At 67.8% G+C, this 19,975-nt stretch carries 16 protein-coding genes; 12 read left to right on the top strand and 4 right to left on the bottom strand.

What is annotated here, in order from left to right; translation table 11 throughout:
- The first annotated feature begins 62 nt into the window (after positions 1 to 62).
- The 4 genes from mfd (at position 63) to DIE12_RS04865 (ending at position 6,541) form a co-directional block, all read left to right on the top strand.
- On the top strand, positions 63 to 3,533 hold the full coding sequence (gene mfd / locus DIE12_RS04880; protein WP_124486220.1) for a transcription-repair coupling factor: 3,471 nt from the start codon (positions 63 to 65) through the stop codon (positions 3,531 to 3,533).
- Between the two features lie 96 nt (positions 3,534 to 3,629).
- Positions 3,630 to 4,850 carry an acetylornithine deacetylase gene (gene argE, locus DIE12_RS04875; protein WP_124520045.1) on the top strand — a complete coding sequence of 407 codons (1,221 nt, stop codon included), beginning with the start codon at positions 3,630 to 3,632 and terminating at the stop codon, positions 4,848 to 4,850.
- A 67-nt stretch (positions 4,851 to 4,917) separates the two neighbouring features.
- Positions 4,918 to 5,937 carry a threonine/serine dehydratase gene (locus DIE12_RS04870; protein ID WP_044843727.1) on the top strand — a complete coding sequence of 340 codons (1,020 nt, stop codon included), beginning with the start codon at positions 4,918 to 4,920 and terminating at the stop codon, positions 5,935 to 5,937.
- Between the two features lie 184 nt (positions 5,938 to 6,121).
- Entirely contained in the window at positions 6,122 to 6,541 is a 420-nt protein-coding gene (locus DIE12_RS04865; protein ID WP_124486314.1) for a DUF3574 domain-containing protein, read from the top strand.
- An 89-nt stretch (positions 6,542 to 6,630) separates the two neighbouring features.
- On the opposite strand, the gene DIE12_RS04860 is transcribed toward DIE12_RS04865, so the two are convergent.
- Positions 6,631 to 9,150, bottom strand: coding sequence for a penicillin-binding protein 1A (locus DIE12_RS04860; RefSeq protein ID WP_124486218.1), 2,520 nt, complete (start codon positions 9,148 to 9,150; stop codon positions 6,631 to 6,633).
- 437 nt (positions 9,151 to 9,587) lie between these two features.
- On the opposite strand from DIE12_RS04860, the gene DIE12_RS04855 reads away from it, so the two are divergent.
- The 4 genes from DIE12_RS04855 to DIE12_RS04840 all read left to right on the top strand — a co-directional run bounded on the left by DIE12_RS04855 (position 9,588) and on the right by DIE12_RS04840 (position 13,010).
- Positions 9,588 to 10,268 (top strand): PspA/IM30 family protein, encoded by a 681-nt coding sequence (locus tag DIE12_RS04855; protein WP_044843730.1) that lies wholly within the window; start codon positions 9,588 to 9,590, stop codon positions 10,266 to 10,268.
- Between the two features lie 82 nt (positions 10,269 to 10,350).
- Complete coding sequence (locus tag DIE12_RS04850; RefSeq protein WP_124520044.1) at positions 10,351 to 11,550, top strand: tetratricopeptide repeat protein; 1,200 nt, start codon at positions 10,351 to 10,353, stop codon at positions 11,548 to 11,550.
- 232 nt (positions 11,551 to 11,782) lie between these two features.
- A complete protein-coding gene (gene mscL, locus DIE12_RS04845) occupies positions 11,783 to 12,214 on the top strand; it encodes a large conductance mechanosensitive channel protein MscL (protein WP_006760677.1) in 432 nt (143 codons plus the stop codon).
- Positions 12,215 to 12,563: 349 nt separating this feature from the next.
- Entirely contained in the window at positions 12,564 to 13,010 is a 447-nt protein-coding gene (locus DIE12_RS04840) for a hypothetical protein (protein WP_185500383.1), read from the top strand.
- Positions 13,011 to 13,087: 77 nt separating this feature from the next.
- Here the strand turns inward: DIE12_RS04840 and DIE12_RS04835 are convergent, their stop codons facing one another.
- Complete coding sequence (locus DIE12_RS04835) at positions 13,088 to 13,981, bottom strand: NAD(P)-dependent oxidoreductase (protein WP_044843795.1); 894 nt, start codon at positions 13,979 to 13,981, stop codon at positions 13,088 to 13,090.
- 137 nt (positions 13,982 to 14,118) lie between these two features.
- Here DIE12_RS04835 and DIE12_RS04830 point away from each other — a divergent pair, with 137 nt between their 5' ends.
- Both DIE12_RS04830 and DIE12_RS04825 read left to right on the top strand, forming a co-directional pair.
- Positions 14,119 to 14,328, top strand: a complete 210-nt coding sequence (locus DIE12_RS04830) for a dodecin (protein ID WP_006755984.1) — start codon at positions 14,119 to 14,121, stop codon at positions 14,326 to 14,328.
- Positions 14,329 to 14,573: 245 nt separating this feature from the next.
- Positions 14,574 to 15,503, top strand: coding sequence for a LysR substrate-binding domain-containing protein (locus DIE12_RS04825; protein ID WP_006762467.1), 930 nt, complete (start codon positions 14,574 to 14,576; stop codon positions 15,501 to 15,503).
- Between the two features lie 191 nt (positions 15,504 to 15,694).
- On the opposite strand, the gene DIE12_RS04820 is transcribed toward DIE12_RS04825, so the two are convergent.
- On the bottom strand, positions 15,695 to 17,113 hold the full coding sequence (locus DIE12_RS04820; RefSeq protein WP_124520042.1) for an 8-oxoguanine deaminase: 1,419 nt from the start codon (positions 17,111 to 17,113) through the stop codon (positions 15,695 to 15,697).
- Positions 17,114 to 17,607: 494 nt separating this feature from the next.
- On the opposite strand from DIE12_RS04820, the gene uraH reads away from it, so the two are divergent.
- A complete protein-coding gene (gene uraH, locus DIE12_RS04810; RefSeq protein ID WP_011657188.1) occupies positions 17,608 to 17,961 on the top strand; it encodes a hydroxyisourate hydrolase in 354 nt (117 codons plus the stop codon).
- A 53-nt stretch (positions 17,962 to 18,014) separates the two neighbouring features.
- Entirely contained in the window at positions 18,015 to 19,208 is a 1,194-nt protein-coding gene (locus tag DIE12_RS04805) for a urate hydroxylase PuuD (RefSeq protein WP_124520038.1), read from the top strand.
- 99 nt (positions 19,209 to 19,307) lie between these two features.
- On the opposite strand, the gene DIE12_RS04800 is transcribed toward DIE12_RS04805, so the two are convergent.
- Positions 19,308 to 19,718, bottom strand: coding sequence for an ACT domain-containing protein (locus DIE12_RS04800; RefSeq protein ID WP_124486214.1), 411 nt, complete (start codon positions 19,716 to 19,718; stop codon positions 19,308 to 19,310).
- Positions 19,719 to 19,975 lie beyond the last annotated feature (257 nt).

Here is a 19,975-nt window from a genome sequence, read left to right as displayed (position 1 = left end):
TAGGTCTTTCGTCTCGACCGGCGCGCCGCGTCGCGCCCGTGCCCGCCACCCCTGCCGTCCCTATGCCAGACAACGCTTCCACCCCGTTCGCCTCGCCCGTCGCCCGCGTCAAGCCGGGCCAGCGGTTCGCCTTCGACGGCGCGCACGGCTCCGCCGACGCACTCGCCATCGCCCGCTATCTCGCCGACAACCGCGACGCGGTCCCGCTCCTTGCGGTGATCTGCGCGAACGCGGTCGACGCGCAGCGGCTGTCGCAGGAACTCCGCTACTTCTCGCCGGAGGCGCGCGTGCGCCTGCTGCCGGACTGGGAAACGCTGCCGTACGACACGTTCTCGCCGCACCAGGATCTCGTCTCCGAGCGGCTCGCGACGCTGCACGACCTCGGCGAGGGCCGCTGCGACATCCTGCTGGTGCCCGCGACCACCGCGCTGTACCGGATGCCGCCCGCGTCGTTCATGGCCGCGTACACGTTCGCGTTCGCGCAGGGCGAGCGGCTCGACGAGGCGAAGCTGAAGGCGCAGCTCACGCTGGCCGGCTACGAGCACGTGAGCCAGGTCGTGCGGCCCGGCGAATACTGCGTGCGCGGCTCGCTGATCGACCTGTACCCGATGGGCTCGCCGCTGCCGTACCGGATCGACCTGTTCGACGACCAGGTCGACTCGATCCGCGCGTTCGATCCCGATACGCAGCGCAGCCTCTATCCGGTGCGCGACGTGCGCCTCCTGCCCGGCCGCGAGTTTCCGTTCGACGAAGCGGCGCGCACGGCCTTCCGCAGCCGCTGGCGCGAGACCTTCGAAGGCGACCCGAGCCGCGCGCCGATCTACAAGGACATCGGCAACGGCGTGCCGTCGGCCGGCATCGAGTACTACCTGCCGCTGTTCTTCGACGAGACGGCCACGCTGTTTCACTACCTGCCGCAGGATGCGCACCTCGTGTTCGCCGGCGACCTCGAAGCGTCGATCCGCCGCTTCACGGCCGATACGAAGCAGCGTCATGCGTTCCTCGCGCACGACCGCGAGCGGCCGATCCTGGAGCCGCAGCGGCTGTTCCTGTCCGACGAGGATTTCTTCGCGTTCGCGAAGCCGTTCGCGCGCGTCGTGCTGCCCGCGCAGCCGGCCGGCGGCTGGGCGACGGCCTTGCCCGAGCTCACCGTCGATCGCCACGCGGACGATCCGCTCGCCGCGCTGCGCACCTTCGTCGAAGCGTCGGGCAAGCGCGTGCTGCTGACGGTCGAATCGGCCGGCCGCCGCGAGACGATCCTGCAACTGCTCGCCGAGCATCGCCTGCGTCCGGCGTCGAACGACCACTTCGCGGGCTGGCTCGAAAGCGACGCGCCCTTCGCGCTCGGCGTCGCGCCGCTCGCGAGCGGCTTCGCGGTGCCGGGCGAAGGCTACGCGATCGTCACCGAAACCGAGCTGTACGGCGCGCTCGGCCGCCGCGCCGGGCGCCGCCGCCAGGAACAGGCGAGCAACGTCGACGCGATGGTGCGCGACCTGTCGGAGCTGAAGGTCGGCGATCCGGTCGTGCATGCGCAGCACGGCATCGGCCGCTACATGGGCCTCGTGTCGATGGATCTCGGCGAAGGCGAGACCGAATTCCTGCATCTCGAATACGCGGGCGACAGCAAGCTCTACGTGCCGGTCGCGCAGCTGCACGTGATCTCGCGCTACAGCGGCGCCGATCCCGACAGCGCGCCGCTGCACGCGCTCGGTTCGGGCCAGTGGGAGCGCGCGAAGCGCAAGGCCGCGCAGCAGATCCGCGATACGGCGGCCGAGCTGCTGAACCTGTACGCGCGCCGCGCGGCCCGCGAAGGTCACGCGTTCGCGCTCGAGCCGCGCGACTACGTGAAGTTCGCGGAAAGCTTCGGGTTCGAGGAAACGCCCGACCAGGCCGCGGCGATCGCGGCCGTGATCGGCGACATGACGAGCGGCAAGCCGATGGACCGCCTCGTGTGCGGCGACGTCGGCTTCGGCAAGACCGAGGTCGCGCTGCGCGCCGCATTCATCGCGGTGATGGGCGGCAAGCAGGTCGCGCTGCTGTCGCCGACCACGCTGCTCGCCGAGCAGCACACGCAGACCTTCGCCGATCGCTTCGCCGACTGGCCGGTGCGCATCGTCGAGCTGTCGCGCTTCAAGACCGCGAAGGAAGTGAACGCGGCGATCGCGCAGATCAACGAAGGCAGCGTCGACATCGTGATCGGCACGCACAAGCTGCTGTCGTCGGACGTGCAGTTCAAGCGCCTCGGCCTCGTGATCATCGACGAGGAACACCGCTTCGGCGTGCGCCAGAAGGAAGCGCTGAAGGCGTTGCGCGCGGAAGTCGACGTGCTGACGCTGACCGCGACGCCGATCCCGCGCACGCTCGGGATGGCGCTCGAGGGCTTGCGCGATTTCTCGGTGATCGCGACCGCGCCGCAGAAGCGGCTCGCGATCAAGACCTTCGTGCGCCGCGAGGAGGAAAGCGTGATCCGCGAGGCGATGCTGCGCGAGCTGAAGCGCGGCGGCCAGGTGTATTTCCTGCACAACGAAGTCGAGACGATCGAGAACCGCAAGGCGATGCTCGAGGAGCTCGTGCCTGAAGCGCGGATCGTGATCGCGCACGGCCAGATGCACGAGCGCGAGCTCGAACGCGTGATGCGCGATTTCGTCGCGCAGCGCGCGAACGTGCTGCTGTGCACGACGATCATCGAGACCGGCATCGACGTGCCGAGCGCGAACACGATCATCATGCATCGCGCCGACAAGTTCGGCCTCGCGCAGCTTCACCAGTTGCGCGGCCGCGTCGGCCGTTCGCACCACCAGGCGTACGCATACCTGCTGGTCCACGACCCGCAGTCGCTGACCAAGCAGGCGCAACGCCGCCTCGAGGCGATCCAGCAGATGGAGGAACTCGGTTCGGGCTTCTATCTCGCGATGCACGACCTCGAGATCCGCGGCACCGGCGAGGTGCTCGGCGACAAGCAGTCGGGCGAGATCCACGAGATCGGCTTCCAGCTGTATACCGACATGCTGAACGACGCCGTGAAGGCGCTGAAGAACGGCAAGGAGCCCGACCTCACGGCCCCGCTCGCCGCGACGACGGAAATCAACCTGCATGCGCCCGCGATCCTGCCGGCCGACTACTGCGTGGACGTGCAGGAGCGGCTGTCGCTGTACAAGCGGCTCGCGAACTGCGAGCACGGCGACGCGATCGACGGCATCCAGGAAGAGCTGATCGACCGCTTCGGCAAGCTGCCGCCGCAGGCGCACGCGCTCGTCGAGACGCACCGGCTGCGGCTCGCCGCGAAGCCGCTCGGCATCGTCAAGATCGACGCGAGCGAGGCCGCGATCGGGCTGCAGTTCGAGCCGAACCCGCCGATCGATCCGATGCGGATCATCGAGATGGTGCAGAAGCACCGGCACATCAAGCTCGCGGGCCAGGACAAGCTGCGCATCGAGACGCGCTCGCCCGATCTCGCGATCCGCGTGTCGACGATCAAGGAAACGCTGCGCGCGCTCGCCCCGCGCGCCGACGCGGCGAGCGCGGCACGCTGACGGCACGGCCGCGATGCTGCACCGCATCGCGGCCGGCGAAGGCGGGCCGGCGCGTTTTTGAGTATGATTTTCCCATTCCTCAGACGGAGTTTTGCCATGTCCACTCTCGACGCGCCGGCGCCGTCCGCCGCAACCCAAGGCGACGCCTCGCTCGTCAGCCTGCCCTGGATCAAGCAGCTGGTGTCGATGGACACGACGAGCCGCGTGCCGAACCTCGGCCTGATCGAAACGGTGCGCGACGCGCTCGCCGCGAAGGGCATCCAGTCGACGCTCACGCACGATCCGCGCGAAGGCTGGGCCAACCTGTTCGCGACCGTGCCCGCGCACGACGGCTCGACCGACGGCGGCATCGTGCTGTCGGGGCACACCGACGTCGTGCCGGTCGACGGCCAGCAGTGGGACAGCAACCCGTTCGAGCCGGAGTTGCGCGACGGCCGCCTGTACGGCCGCGGCACGTGCGACATGAAGGGCTTCATCGGCGCGGCGCTCGCGCTGCTGCCGGAGATGCAGGCGACGAAGCTCGCGAAGCCGATCCATTTCGCGCTGTCCTACGACGAGGAAATCGGCTGCGCGGGCGCCCCGCTGCTGATCGCCGATCTGGTCAAACGCGGCGTGAAGCCGTCCGGCTGCATCGTCGGCGAGCCGACCAGCATGCGGCCGATCATCGCGCACAAGGGCATCAACGCGTACCGCTGCTGCGTGCGCGGCCACGCGGCGCACTCGTCGCTGACGCCGAAGGGCCTGAACGCGATCGAATATGCGGCGCGCCTCATCTGCCACATCCGCGACATCGCCGAGCGCTTTCGCGCCGAAGGCCCGTTCGACGCGCTGTACGACGTGCCGTTCACGACCGCGCAGACGAGCACGATCCAGGGCGGCAACGCGATCAACACGGTCCCGGCCGAATGCCGGTTCGACTTCGAGTTCCGCAACCTGCCGACGCTCGATCCCGAACAGATCTTCGCGCGCATCGAAGCGTATGCGCGGGAAACGCTGCTGCCGCAGATGCTTCGCGAGCATCCGAACGCGGCGATCGAGTTCTCGAAGATCGCCGCGGCGCCCGGGCTCGACGCGACCGAACAGGCAGCGATCACGCAGCTGGTGCGCGCGCTGACGGCCGACCAGGACAAGCGCAAGGTCGCCTACGGCACGGAAGCCGGCCTGTTCGAGCGCGCGGGCATCCCGAGCATCGTCTGCGGGCCCGGCAACATCGAACAGGCGCACAAGCCGAACGAGTATGTCGAGCTCGCGCAGCTCGCCGCCTGCGAGCAGTTCCTGCGCAAGTTCATCCGCAGCATGTCGGTCGACGCACACTGACTGCCCCCGCCACGCCGGCCTGCGTGTGCGGGCCGGCCCCCTCCCGCCACCCGCCACCCGCCACGTCATGTCGACTGACCAACAGCGCACTGCCCATACGACGATCGACGGCGAACCGATTCCGACGCTCGACGAAATCGCCGCGCAGCATTTCGCGTTGTCGCCGTGGGTCGCGCGCACGCCCGTGTTCGAGCGTGCCGACCTGCCGTCCCTCGAGGGCACGCACGTCAACTTCAAGTTCGAGCTGCTGCAGGTGAGCGGCAGCTTCAAGGCGCGCGGTGCGTTCACGAACCTGCTGGCCCTCGACGAAGCGCGCAAGAACGCCGGCGTCACGTGCGTGTCGGCCGGCAATCACGCGGCGGCCGTCGCGTATGCGGCGATGCGGCTCGGCAGCAGCGCGAAGGTCGTGATGTTCCATACCGCGAGCCCGGCGCGCATCGCGCAGTGCAAGCAGTACCGCGCGGAAGTCGTGCTCGCCGGCAGCGCGTCGCAGGCATTCGACGTCGTGCGGCGGATCGAGGCCGAGGAAGGTCGCTTCTTCATCCATCCGTTCAATGGCTATCACACGATTCTCGGCACCGCGACGCTCGGCTACGAATGGGCGACGCAGACGCCCGATCTCGACGCGGTGATCGTGCCGATCGGCGGCGGCGGGCTCGCGGCCGGCATGGCGACCGCGCTGCGGCTCGCGAATCCGCGCGTGCACGTGTACGGCGTCGAGCCGGAAGGCGCCGACGCGATGAGCCGCAGCTTCGCGGCGAATCACACGATCCAGATGAGCGCGATGCAGACCATCGCCGACTCGCTGATGGCGCCGCACACCGAGGAGTACAGCTACCAGCTGTGCCGGCGCCACGTCGACCGCATCGTCACGGTGTCCGACGACGCGCTGCGCGCGGCGATGTTGTTCCTGTTCTCGCAACTGAAGCTGTCGGTCGAACCGGCGTGCGCGGCTGCGCTCGCGGCGCTGCTCGGCCCGCTGCGCGAAACGCTGCAGGGCAAGCGGGTCGGCGTGCTGCTGTCGGGCACGAACACCGATCCCGCGACGCTCGGCATGCATCTCGCGCACGCAAAACTGCAGCACTGAACCCGCGCACGATACTCAGGGTTATCCCCAGTTTATGTTGACAGCCCTGTTGATAACCCGCCGGACAAGCACGCAAGTGGTTGAGCGCGCAGCGTTTTACGCGCGCGAAGCGCGCCGGACGCGAAATAGGCAGATAGCGCCGCCGAACGCATGGCCCGCGGCGTGGCAACGTCGTACGCGGCAGATGATCGGCGCGGCAGCCGTCGCGCTACTTGCCGGTTGCGCGGCCCCGCCCTCGCCCGTCGTCGACGCTTCCGTTGGCTGTCTGCGGCCGGACATGCACCGGATGCTGCAGGCCGACCTGCTGTTCGGGCGCGATATCGCGGGACGCGGCCCCGTCACCGAAACGGAACGCGCGGCCTTCCTCGCCGAGGTCGTCACGCCGCGCTTTCCGGACGGTTTCACGGTCTGGGACACCCGCGGCCAATGGCGCGACCGCGCCACCGGCCGGATCATCGGCGAAGCGAGTTTCGTGGTCCGTATCGTCGCCGACGACACCGCCGATACGCACGCGCGGCTCGTGGCGATCCGGCACGCGTACCGCGAGCGCTTCCGGCAGGACTCGGTCGGCATCACGCTCGTACCGGCCTGCGCGTCGTTCTGATTCGTCCTCCCGCTGGCTGATGCGCGAAGACACATAAAAAAAACGGGCGCCCGAAGGCGCCCGCCGCATGCGACACATCCGCGTATCGCTTACTTGTTCTCGAACATGTCCATGATCTGCTGCTTCTCCTGCTGCGTGACGGGCGGCGGCGCGAGCCCCTCCGAGCCGGCCGAGCCGAGCGCGTCGTTCGCGCTGATCGCATTCGCGGCCGGGTTGATGTCCACGCTGCCGACGAAGCCGTTGCCCGGCGTGCGATCGGCGTAGTACAGCTCGCCGTCGATCGAGGTCAGGCCGTCCGGCATCGGCATCTGCTGCTCGGGCACGCCGTTCAGCGCGGTGCGCATGTAGTTCACCCAGATCGGCAACGCGAGCTGCGCGCCGAATTCGCGGCTACCGAGGCTCTTCGGCTGGTCGAAGCCCATCCACGCGACCGCGACGAGCGACTGCTGGTAGCCGGCGAACCAGCCGTCCTTCGCATCGTTCGTCGTGCCCGTCTTGCCCTGCAGGTCGCTGCGGCCGAGCGCGTTGGTGCCCGCGCCCGTACCGGCCGTCGCGACCGTGTGCAGCAGGCTGTTCATCACGTATGCGTTGCGGCCTTCGATCGTGCGCGGCGCGGTGCCGCCGGCGATCACCGGCTGCGATTTCTGCAGCGGCTGGCCGCGCGCGTCGTCGACTTCGGCGATCAGGTACGGATCGACCTTGTAGCCGCCGTTCGCGAAGACCGCATAGCCGGTCGCGAGCTGCAGCGGCGTCACGAGGCCGGCGCCGAGCGCCATCGGCAGGTACGGCGGCGTCTTCGCCGGATCGAAGCCGAAGCGCTGCGTCACGTACTCCTGCGCGTACTGCGTGCCGATCGACGCGAGGATCCGGATCGACACGAGGTTCTTCGAACGCTGCAGGCCGGTGCGCATCGACATCGGGCCGTCGGGCTGGTCGTCGTCCTTCGGTTCCCACGCGGTGCCGCCCGGCACGCTCGGCGGGAAGTACAGCGGCGCATCGTTGATGATCGTCGCCGGCCCGAGGCCCTTGTCGAGCGACGCCGAATAAATGAACGGCTTGAACGACGAACCCGGCTGACGCCACGCCTGCGTCACGTGGTTGAACTTGCTCTTGTTGAAGTCGAAGCCGCCGACGAGCGAACGGATCGCACCGTCCTGCGGCGCGATCGCGACGAGCGCGCCTTCGACCTGCGGCAGCTGCACGATCTGCCAGCCCGTCTTGCCGTCCTTCAGCACGCGCACGATCGAGCCCGGCTTGATGTGCAGCGTCGCGTTCGCGCGCGGGCTCAGCGCGGCCGACACGAAGCGCAGGCCGGCCGGGCCGATCGTCGTCGTGGCGCCGCCGACGAACTGCACCTCGACCGCGTTCGGCGACGCCGACAGCACCACCGCCGACTGCAGGTCGCCGTTGTCCGGGTGATCGGCGAGCGCGTCGTCGATCGCCTCGTCGCGATCGTCGCCGGCCGCCGGCAAGTTGATCGAGCCTTCCGGCCCGCGATAGCCGTGGCGGCGCTCGTAATCGAGAATGCCGCGGCGCACGGCCTGGTACGCGGCTTCCTGGTCGGCCGAGTTGATCGTCGTCGTGACGGTCAGCCCGCGCGTATAGGTTTCGTCCTTGTACTGCTGGTACATCATCTGCCGCACCATCTCGGCGACGTATTCGCCGTGCACCGCGTACTGGTTGCCCGGCGTGCGCACGCGGATCTCTTCCTTCACCGCCTGGTCGTACTGCGGCTGCGTGATGTAGCCGATCTCGAGCATGCGCTTCAGGATGTACTCCTGGCGCACCTTCGCGCGCTTCGGATTGACGACCGGGTTGTACGCGGACGGCGCCTTCGGCAGCCCCGCGAGCATCGCCGCCTCGGCGAGCGTGATGTCCTTCAGGTCCTTGCCGAAATACACGCGCGCGGCGGCCGCGAAACCGTACGAGCGCTGGCCCAGGTAGATCTGGTTCATGTACAGCTCGAGGATCTGGTCCTTCGTCAGCGCCTTCTCGATCTTGTACGCGAGCAGCATCTCGTAGATCTTGCGCGTATACGTCTTCTCGCTCGACAGGAAGAAGTTGCGCGCGACCTGCATCGTGATCGTGCTCGCGCCCTGGCGCGCGCCACCGTGCATCAGGTCGGCCACGCCGGCGCGCAGGATGCCGAGGAAGTCTACGCCGCCGTGTTCGTAGAAGCGGTAGTCCTCGATCGCGAGCACCGCCTTCTTCATCACGTCGGGAATGTCCTGGAAGCGCACGAGGCTGCGGCGCTCCTCGCCGAACTCGCCGATCAGCACGTGATCGGCGCTGAACACGCGCAGCGGCACCTTCGGCTGGTAGTTGGTCAGCGCATCGAGCGACGGCAGTTGCGGCGCCATCACGACGAGCGCGTAGCCGACGATCAGCGCACCGACGATCGCGAGCGTCGCGATCAGGCCGACGAACCACAGCGCGACGCGCGAGCCGAACGAGCGGCGCGCGCCGTCCCCGCCGCCGCGGCGCTGCGCGCGCCGGTCGTCGCCGCGCTCGTCGTCATCGGGGTAATAGGCCCCCGACGGCGAACGGCGCAACGTGTAGTGAGGTTCGTTCCGGTCGGAAGGAGAAGACGGTCGTTTGATGATTGGCATGTCGGAATGGCGGGCGGCGTGGCGCCCTCGGACGCATGCGGAAAATGCAAGCGGATGAATCAGAGTGGGTGCATCGTGGCAACTGTCACGTCGACAGACCCCGCCGCGCGGCGATCCGTTCCCGCGACGTGACAGCGCATTTTAATGAAATCGACCGATCGGCTTCGCGATTTTTTGTAAAAATTCCCGCACAAGCATGAATTGCGGAACGTATTGGCGCCATGCTCCGCCTATCATGGACTCGCGACCCGGTGCGCGCCGCGGCGTTTCTTTCAGATGCGAAAGGTGGAAACCTGCACACGCACGGCGCTTGAACTCCAGCGCTTAAGCCGTATTTAAGGGGCCGGCGGTGTAATATCCGCCGGCTCACGCGGGTCGGAACCGATTCGCGACGGGCATTGCCGCCGACGCGGCACCTTTCAACCACGGAGGATTTCATGTCGCTTTTCGACTCTGTTTCGCGCACGATCAAAGGCCTGCTGAACGATGCGGCCGACTCGGTACAGGATCCGTCGCGCGACGCACGGCAGATCGTGCGGGAGCTCGACGACAGCATCGGCCGTGCCGAGAATTCGCTGATCGAGATCGAGGCACAAGTCGCGACCCAGCGCAGCAAGCGCGATGCGGCCGACGACAAGGTGAAGAAGTACGAGGACGGCGCGAAGCGCGCGCTGCAGGCGGGCGACGAAGCGCTCGCACGCGAGGCGCTCGCCGCGCAGTCGAACGCCGAAGCCGAGCGCGATGCGCTCGCGGCCGAGCTGACGACGCTCGAGCCGTCGGTCGACAAGCTGAAGGGGCAGATCGCCGACATGCGTCAGCGCCGCAACGACCTGAACGCACGCTCGAACATCCTGCAGGCCAAGCAGGAAATCGCGCAGGCGAAGGATGTCGCGGCAAGCGCGTTGGGCGGCATCGGCGGCAAGAACCTGTCCGAGGACTTCCAGAAGCTCGAGGACAAGGTCGCGCTGCAGAATGCGCGTTCGGACGCCCGCCTGAATTCGGCCGACACGTCGAGCGGCAAGGCGCTCGACGACAAGCTCGCCGCGCTGAACAAGGGCCCGTCGGTCGAGGACCGCCTCGCCGCGCTGAAGAAGCAGCTCGACACGCCCGCGCAGTAACGGCAGGCAACCGCGCCGCGGCCCGCCGGGCGCGCGGCGCGCACCGATCGTCAGGAGACGGGCGCCCGCGCCCGGTTCGACCATGAAGAAATCTCTCGCCGCACTCGGCTTCTCGCTGATGCTGCTGTCGTCCGCCGCCTTTGCGGTTCCGTCGCTGCAGCAAGTCGAGCAGTCGATCGCGCAACGTGACTGGCAGCGCGCCGACACGCAGCTGTCGCAAGTCATCGACGCCCATCCGAACAATGCGCATGCGCGCTATCTGTACGCACAGGTGCTGGACCGCGAAGGCCGCGCGTCCGACGCGCTCGCGCAACTGCAGCGGGCGAAGTCGCTCGATCCGCAACTGCGCTTCACCGACGCGTCGCATTTCGCGCAGACCGAATCGCGCATTCGCGCCGACGCCGCGCGCGTGAGCGGCGCGAGCGGCAACGCACCGTCGGCCACGCAGGCCGGTTCGTTGCAGTCGTCGCTCGCACCTGCCGCGCCGGTTGCGAAACACGGTCCGTCGACCGGCATGTGGATCGGCCTCGGGCTGCTCGTCGCGGTCATCGCGCTGGTGCTGCGCTGGACGTTGCGGCGCGCACGCTCGGCCGACGACAGCCGTGCCGGCGACGAACGCCGCGCGCAGTTGAAACGCGCGACCGACGTGCTGAACGACATCCGTCCGCTGAAACTCGACGCGAAACTGTCGACGGCGCCCGGTGCCGCCGCGCTCACCAGCGAACTCGAAGGCATCGAGACCGATGCACGCGCGCTCGTCGAAGCGCTGTCGAACGGCAAGAACCCGGTGCCGCCGTATCGCATCGACGAACTCGAACAGCGGCATGCGAGCGTGAAGGCGCGCGTCGAAGGCCGCCCCGATCCGAGCGCGCCGCCCGCTGCGCCCGCGAACGGCAGCGGCTCCGTGTATGCGCAGGAAGCCGATCGCGTGACCGGCATGCAAGGGCAGCCGTATCAGCAGCAACCGTACCCGCAACAGCCGTATCCGCCGCAACCGTATCCGCAACAGCAGCCGCCCGTCGTGGTTCAGCAAGGCGGCGGTTTCGGCAGCGGAATGGGCGGGCTGCTGACCGGCGTGCTGCTCGGCGAAGCGATGTCCGGCGGCCGCGAACGCGTAGTCGAACGCGACGTGATCGTCGACGACCAGCGCCGGCGCCAGGAGAACAACGATCCGGGCTTCGACCTCGGCCGCGGCGACGATTCGAACTGGAGCGACGGCAATGGCGGCGGCGGCGTCGATCTCGGCAGCAACGACGACGGCTGGACCGACGACAACACCTGAGCATGGCTCGCGCGGGCGTCGACGCATCGCGCCGCGCCCGCCCCCGCGCTTTCTTTCATTTCCACTCGCGCCGGCCCGGTGATTTGTTAATCATTTCAAGATGGGCTACCGGCAATGGGGCACGTTCGCTATCATGCGGCCATCGGCGTGCCCCCGATCCGACCCATCAGACGCTTCGCAGCCCTGCGCGTCGCGGCACGCCTCCTCTCGCCCAACCAGGAGAAAGCCGCTCATGAGCATAATCAAGGAATTCAAGGAGTTCGCCGTCAAAGGCAACGTGATGGATCTCGCCGTCGGCGTGATCATCGGCGGCGCGTTCTCGAAGATCGTCGACTCGGTCGTGAAAGACCTCATCATGCCGGTCATCGGCGTGCTGACGGGCGGTCTGGATTTCTCGAACAAGTTCGTTCTGCTCGGCACCATCCCCCCGACGTTCAAGGGTAATCCCGATTCGTTCAAGGACCTGCAGGCCGCGGGCGTCGCCGCATTCGGCTACGGCTCGTTCATCACCGTGGCGATCAACTTCGTGATCCTCGCGTTCATCATCTTCCTGATGGTGAAATTCATCAACAAGCTGCGCAAGCCGGAAGAAGCGGCGCCGGCCGCGACGCCGGAAGACATCGTGCTGCTGCGCGAGATCCGCGATTCGCTCAAGCAACGCTGAGCACCGCGCCACGCTGCGACTGCCGGGCCCGCCATGTGCGGGCCTTTTTCATGGGCACGCATCGTGCACCGTCGTGCGAGCGCCTATCTCACTTTTTTGTGACGCGCGAATGCACGCGCGGGAAAAGCAGGTCTATGATGGAGACTAAACGACAGTACGGGCGCCAAGACGCTGGCTGTGTCGATCATCGTGGCATGCGGGTCGACGGGAGACATTGATCGTCGTACCGCACGAGTGCGGAGTGCAGCATTTTCGTGTGCTATAAAGGATCGACATGCGGCGTACATAGCCGGGAGTGGGTCGCATGAAAGTGCCGCATTTCTTGCAATTGTTTTTCAGGCGAGTGTTTATGTCCTTCCCGAAAAAACGTCGACGTGCGCAACAGGATGGCCAGGAGTCCTTCCTCGCGGTATTGCGCCATTCGAAACCGTTCGCGCAGCTCGACACCAAGATTGCCCGCGCCCGTGCGCAGGACGAACCCGTCCTCTATGCGCACGTGCTACCCGGCCTCGACGTGCTTCTGTGCAGCGTGCGCGGCGCACAGCCGCCCTATCCGGCCATCGCCGAACTGCGCAAGCGCTGCCTCGAATCGATCGCCAACGCACTCGAACAGCCGCTCGACGGCCTCGAGAACGGCGGGTACTGGTACGAGGCGAACGGCTTCGGCTTCCTCGTGTTCGCGAGCCGCGCCCGCGCGCGTATCCTGCCCGAATTTGGTGCAGGCACGAAAGCGAGCCTGCGTGGCGGGCTCGGACGCCAGAACGCCGGCGACACGACACCGCGCTCCCTCGGCTGAACCGACACCGACACGATGGGCCGCCTCCGGGCGGCCCATCGGCCATTCAGGCCTCCCGCTTCAGCGTCGCGGCGCGCTCACTGCGCCGTCCCGCGCCCGTTGCCGGGCCGGACGATGTCGATGAACGCGGCGAAATCGGCGCCGGCAAGCCCCTGCGCGGCGCCCAGGCGCAGCACCTGCTGCACCGTGGCCGATACGGGCATCACCGCGCCCGTGTCGCGCGCGGCGTCGGCGATCGCATCGACATCCTTCTGGAACGTGCTGAGCGCGCCGATCGGCGCGTGACCGCCTGACGTCATGCGCGGCACGAAGGTCTGCAGCAGCACCGAATCGGCCCAGCCGCCCGCCAGCGCGTCGGCCAGACGCGCGGCGTCGATGCCGCTCGCCTGGGCCAGGCCGACGGCTTCCGCGATCGCGGTCACCGTCGCGGTGACGATCGCCTGGTTGCACAGCTTCGCGGTCTGGCCCGCGCCAGCGTCGCCCATGTGCGTGACGCGCGACGCGTAGGTATCGATCAGCGGTCGCACCGCAGCGAGGTCGGCGGCGCCGCCGCCCGCCATCACCGCAAGCGTGCCGGCCTGCGCGCCGGGCACGCCGCCCGACACCGGCGCATCGATCCAGCCGACGCCGAGCGCGGCGGCACGCGCCGCGTAGTCGCGCGTCGCGGCAGGCGGAATGCTCGAGTGATCGACGATGCGCTTCAGCCGGCGTGCATGCGCATCGCCGGCAAACAGCCCGTGCTCGCCGAACGCGACGTCGCCGACCGCACGGCCGTCGAGCACGCACACGAACACCGTGTCGACGCGCTCGGCCAGTTCGCGCGGCGTGTCGACCACCTGCGCACCGTCCTTTTCAAGCGCCTCGGCCTTGCCGCGCGTGCGGTTCCATACGCTGACCCGGTGGCCCGCCGCCAGCAAATGCCGAATCATCGGCGCGCCCATCAATCCCGGTCCGCAAAATCCGACTTCCACGATCTTCCTCGTCTCCAATTGAGGTTGCACTTGCCGCCCATCATACCTATCACTCAAGAAGCCGGACACGCGCGGCGCCGCTTCGGGCCCGCCGCTTGCGCCGGCCGCACACACACCGACATCCCAGGGAGCGCATCATGAGCGACCACGTCTACAAGCTGATCGAACTGACCGGTTCGTCGCGGCAATCGTGCGACGACGCCATCCGCAACGCGATCTCGAAAGCCGGCAAGACGCTGCACAACCTGCACTGGTTCCAGGTGACCGAAACGCGCGGCCACATCGAAGGCGACCAAGTCATCCACTGGCAGGTCACGCTGAAAGTCGGCATGCGCATCGACGACTGACGCACGCGTGTCACGCGCGGTGCCCTGACCACCGGATGCGTGCAATGCGCATCCGCGCGGTACCGCGCACGCCCGCATTCCGCCCCCTTCACCCGCTCCCCGTTCGGCCCTCTTCAGTCCGCTTGGCGAGGCCCGGCGACGGGTGTCTGCGGGTATCCATCTCTTGACGCTGACTTTAGTTCATATTAAAAACCATATACCCACCTCCCCCATCGATCAGCCCAGCCATATAAACCGGAGAAATCATGAGTCAGCAACGCGAGGCGATCGACACGTACCTCTTGCGCGTCTTGCACACCTTGTTGATGGAGCGCAGCGTCACGCGCGCGGCCGTCAAACTGAACCAGTCGCAACCGGCGATCAGCGCCGCGCTGCGGCGCCTGCGCGACATCACCGGCGACCCGCTGCTGGTGCGCGGCAAGTCCGGCATGGTCCCGACCGAATACGGGCTGCGCCTGCTCGAGCCGGTGCAGAACGCACTGCGTGAAATCGAGCGCATCAAGTTCCAGCAGCACAATTTCGACCCGGCCACGTCGATCCGCTGCTACCGGATCGGCTGCCCCGACTACCTGAACGTGCTGTTCGTGCCGACCGTCGTCGAACGCTTCCGCCAGGCGGCGCCGAACGCGACGCTCGAGTTCCATTCGCTCGGCCCCGCGTTCGATTACGAGCTCGCGCTGGAAGACGGCAAGCTCGACATCGTCGTCGGCAACTGGCCCGAGCCGCCCGAGCAGCTGCACCTGTCGAACCTGTTCGTCGACGAAATCGTCTGCCTGATGAGCAACACGCACCCGTTCGCGAAGCGCGGCGGGCTCACGCTCGACCAGTACCTGAACGCGCCGCATCTCGCGCCGACGCCGTACTCGGTCGGCCAGCGCGGCGCGATCGACGTGCATCTCGCACGCGAACGGCTCAAGCGTCACGTGGTCGTCACGCTGCCGTACTTCAACCTCGCACCGTACGTGCTGGTGAAGTCCGACCTGATCTTCACGACGACGCGCCTGTTCGCCGATCACTACGCGAAGTTCCTGCCGCTGTCGGTCGTGCCGGCACCGCTCGACTTCCCGCCGATGCAGTATTACCAGCTGTGGCACGAACGCTGCCACTACTCCGACGAAGTGCGCTGGCTGCGCAGCCTCGTCGCCGAAGCGACCCGCACGCTGATCGAGGCGTAAGCGCATGCGACGCGCGCGCCGGCCACGCCGTTGCGGGGTGGGCCGGGGTGACGCGCGGCGCGGCCCTTGGCGGCTTCTCAGCCTCAGCCTCAGCCTCAGCCTCAGCCCCAGCTTCAGCCTCAGCCGTAGCCACGGCCGCGCGCCCGATCCGCGGCGTGCGGGCGCGCGGCCTTCACCTCACGTCGACGAGGTCAGCGCGACGCCTCCACGAGTGCCTGCGCCAGCGCGTTGTGGCGCTCGATGACGGGCGGCAGGTCGATCGTCGCGAGCCGCCCTTCCCGCACCACCACCTTCCCGTTCACCACCGTGTACGCCGTCTGCGATGGCGCGCAGAACACGAGCGCCGCGACCGGATCGTGCAGCGCGCCCGCGAACAGCGGCTGGCGCAGGTCGAACGCGGCGAAGTCCGCGGCCATGCCGGGCTTCAGCGCGCCGATGTCGTCGCGGTTCAGCACCTTCGCGCCGCCCAGCGTCGCGATCTCGAGCGCTTCGCGCGCGGTCATCGCATCGGGCCCGAAACCGACCCGCTGCAGCAGCAGCGCCTGCCGCACTTCCGCGACCATCTGCGCGCCGTCGTTCGACGCGGAACCGTCGACACCGAGGCCGACCGGCACGCCCGCCAGACGCATCTTCCGCACCGGCGCGATGCCCGACGCGAGCCGCATGTTCGAACACGGACAGTGCGCGACGCCGGTGCCGGTGCGCGCGAACAGGCCGATCCCCGCATCGTCGAGCTGCACGCAGTGCGCGTGCCACACGTCGTGGCCGACCCAGCCGAGATCTTCCGCGTATTCGGCAGGCGTCATCCCGAACTTCTCGCGGCTGTACGCGATGTCGTTGACGTTCTCGGCCAGGTGCGTGTGGAGCGACACGCCGTAGTCGCGCGCCAGCACGGCCGCGTCGCGCATCAGGCCGCGGCTCACCGAGAACGGCGAGCACGGCGCGACGACCACCCGCAGCATCGCGTAGCGGCCTTCGTCGTGATAGGTCTCGATCAGGCGCTGCGCATCGCGCAGGATGTCGGGCTCGCGCTCGACGACCGAATCGGGCGGCAGCCCGCCGTCGCGCTGGCCGACGCTCATCGCGCCGCGGCTCGCGTGAAAGCGCATGCCGATCCGCTGCGCGGCGCCGATGCTGTCGTCGAGCCGGCTGCCGTTCGGATAGATGTACAGATGGTCGCTCGACGTCGTGCAGCCCGACTGCAACAGCTCGGCCATCGCGGTCAGCGTCGACACCTCGATCATCTCGGGCGTCAGGTGCGCCCAGATCCGGTACAGGTTCGTGAGCCAGCCGAACAGCTCCGCGTTCTGCGCGGCCGGCACCGCGCGCGTGAGGCTCTGGTACATGTGATGGTGCGTGTTCACGAGCCCCGGGATCACGAGGTGGCCGCGCAGGTCGAGCACTTCGTCCGCAGTATCGGGCAACTCGGCGCTCGGGCCGACCGCGACGATCCGGTTGTCTTCGATATAGAGCCCCGCGTCGCGCAGTTCGCGGCGCGTGTCGTCCATGGTCACGAGCACGTCGGCGTGCTTGACCAGCAGGGTCGTCGGGCGGGATGAGGATGGGTGCGGCGCGCGTGCGTGCGCGCCGGGGTGTTGCTCGGGATTCATGCGTTCTCCGCGTCGGTCAGCCCTTTCGGGCGGTCGCAAAGCCGTTCGAACGCTGATTCGCGGCACGCCCCGGTGCCTGCGTCCGTTCGAACGCCCTGGCCCGGTTACCCGGCGTGCTCGCCGTCTTCGGGGTGCGCCCCGGCCGCCGGGCCGACGCGCACGGCGGGAGGATCGCCGATGCGCGCGCGCCGCACAATGCGCGACGCCGAATACTGCGCTTCACGGTTTCGATATGGTACGCGCGTGGGCCGTGCAGCGGCCCGCCGGGCGCGGCGCGGCGGGTTTTTTCCCGCCGTCGACAGCGGTTCATGCGCGGCGCATTATCTTTGATATCGCGCCCGTATTTGCGCGGGGAACCTTTTTACAATGCCTGCACGGCGCTCGCTTCAATCTCGCCGACGGGTATGTAGCCACGTGACGTGGAGCCTCGATCCGCCGCACAGTCATGGATCGAGTCGCCGCCGAACCTCGCATTCACACAAGGACAATTGCGAATGGGAAAGCTCACTACCCACGTACTCGATACGGCGCACGGCCGTCCCGGCGCCGCCATCAAGGTGGACCTCTACGCGCTGGACGGCGAATCGCGCCGCGCGATCAAGACCGTGCTGACCAATAGCGACGGCCGCTGCGACGAACCCCTGCTCGAAGGTGCCGCGCTCGCCGCCGGCGAATACGAACTCGTGTTCCATGCCGGCGACTACTTCGCGTCGCTCGGCGTGAAGGTGCCCGAACCGCGCTTCGTCGACCGCGTCGTGCTGCGCTTCGGCATCGCCGACACCGCATCGCACTACCACGTGCCGCTGCTCGTGTCGCCGTGGTCGTACAGCACCTATCGCGGCAGCTGACACACGCATCGGCGCCCGCATCAAAGACAACGATCTGAGTCTGGAGGAGTTTCATGGAAGGCTTCATCACCGACTGGCTGAACCTCGCGCTGCGATGGCTGCACGTCATCGTCGCCATTGCGTGGATCGGCGAGTCCTTCTATTTCGTCGCGCTCGACAACAGCCTGAAACCGCCGACCGACGCGAACCAGCGCAAGCGCGGCGTGTTCGGCGAACTGTGGCACGTCCACGGCGGCGGTTTCTACAACATGCAGAAGTACACGGTCGCCCCGCCGGAAATGCCGGATGACCTGCACTGGTCGAAGTGGCCGTCGTACACGACCTGGCTGTCGGGCTTCTCGCTGTTCTTCGTGCTGTACCTGCTCGCGCCGAACACCTACCTGATCGACAAGAGCGTGCTCGACATGGGCCCGGTGGTCGCCGTCGCGTCCGCGCTCGGCTTCCTCGCGGCCGGCTGGATCGTCTACGACACGCTGTGCCGCATCCTCGGCACCAACGATCGCGTGCTGGGCATCTGTGTCGGCCTCTACGTCGTCGTCGCCGCGTACCTCGCGTGCCACATCTTCTCGGGCCGTGCGGCGTACCTGATCGTCGGCGCGATGCTCGCGACGATCATGTCGGCGAACGTGTTCTTCGTGATCATCCCCGGCCAGCGCAAGATGGTCGACAAGATGCTCAAGGGCGAGGAGCCGAACCCGATCTACGGCAAGCGCGGCAAGCAGCGCTCGGTGCACAACACGTACTTCACGCTGCCGGTCGTGTTCGCGATGCTGTCGAACCACTATGCGATGACGTACACGAACAAGTTCAACTGGGTCGTGCTCGTGCTCATCATGCTGGCCGGCGCGCTGATCCGTCAGTTCTTCGTGATGCGTCACCGCGGCAAGCAGCTGTGGTACCTGCCGATCGGCGGCGTCGCGCTGCTGTCGGGCGCGCTGGTGTGGACGATGCCAAAGCCGGTCGCACCGGAAGCACAAGCGGCGAACGCACCGAAGATCGTGATCAACGACATCATGCCGATCCTGCAGCAGCGCTGCGTCGAGTGCCACTCGGCCAAGCCGACGCTGATGGGCAGCGCGCCCGCCGGCGTGATGTTCGACACGCCGGACGAAGTGTCGAAGAACGCGCAACGCATCTACGAACAGGCCGTGCGCCTGAAGGCGATGCCGATCGGCAACGTCACGCACATGACCGACGACGAGCGCGTGAAGCTCGCCGCCTGGTTCGAGGGTGGCGCGGTCAAGTAAGCCACGGTGCGCCGGCTATCAATTGCCGGCGCGATCCTCTCCGTTCGCGGGCCCGGCAACGGGCCCGTTTTTTTGCGTGCGCGGAATGCGCGTCGTACGCTAGCCGCGCATCGCGTCGCGCTGCAGCGCGACGAGCGCATCGAGCGCGCGCGGGCCGTCGTCGAACGGCACGAAGATGTGATCGTGATACGCGGCGGCCATCACGTTGCAGCTGATGCCGGCCTCACCCAATGCCCGCGCGAACGCGGCCGTCAGGCCGACCGCGGCAAGATCCGAATGCACGGTCAGCGTGATCCATGCGGCGCGGAACAGCACGGGCCAGCCGCGACGCGCGGCCGTCGCCTCGTCGACCACGACCGTCACGCCTTCCGCTTCGCGAAAGATCGCGATCGTTTCGGATAACGATATTTCCGTAGCGGCCGGCAGTGCGACGAATGCGAACGCACCGCGATGCAGTTCGGGCTGCAGCGTGCGCAGCAGTATCGTGAGGTCGTTTTCAGGTTGGCTCATCGGGGGAACGCGTCCGGAACCGGACGTCGGGCGGTGGCGATGCGGGCACGATAGCACGCGACCGGCCGCCTCGACGCCCCCGCAACGTCACATCCGCGTCAGCGCAACGTCGTCCGCGAGCCGGTCCGCGCGACGCGACGATGCACGGCACGGCTCGGCTCGGCGACACGCCCCGATGCGACGCCGTTCGTCGCGCTGCCGCATCGTGCGTACGAGCACGCACGGCTCGTCGCGCCATGACGCGCGCGGCGCGCATA

This window comes from Burkholderia sp. Bp9015, from assembly GCF_003853505.1.
Taxonomy (GTDB): Bacteria; Pseudomonadota; Gammaproteobacteria; order Burkholderiales; family Burkholderiaceae; genus Burkholderia.
The sequence above is the reverse complement of the archived record's forward strand: the minus strand, read 5'-3'. Positions and strand labels throughout refer to the sequence as shown.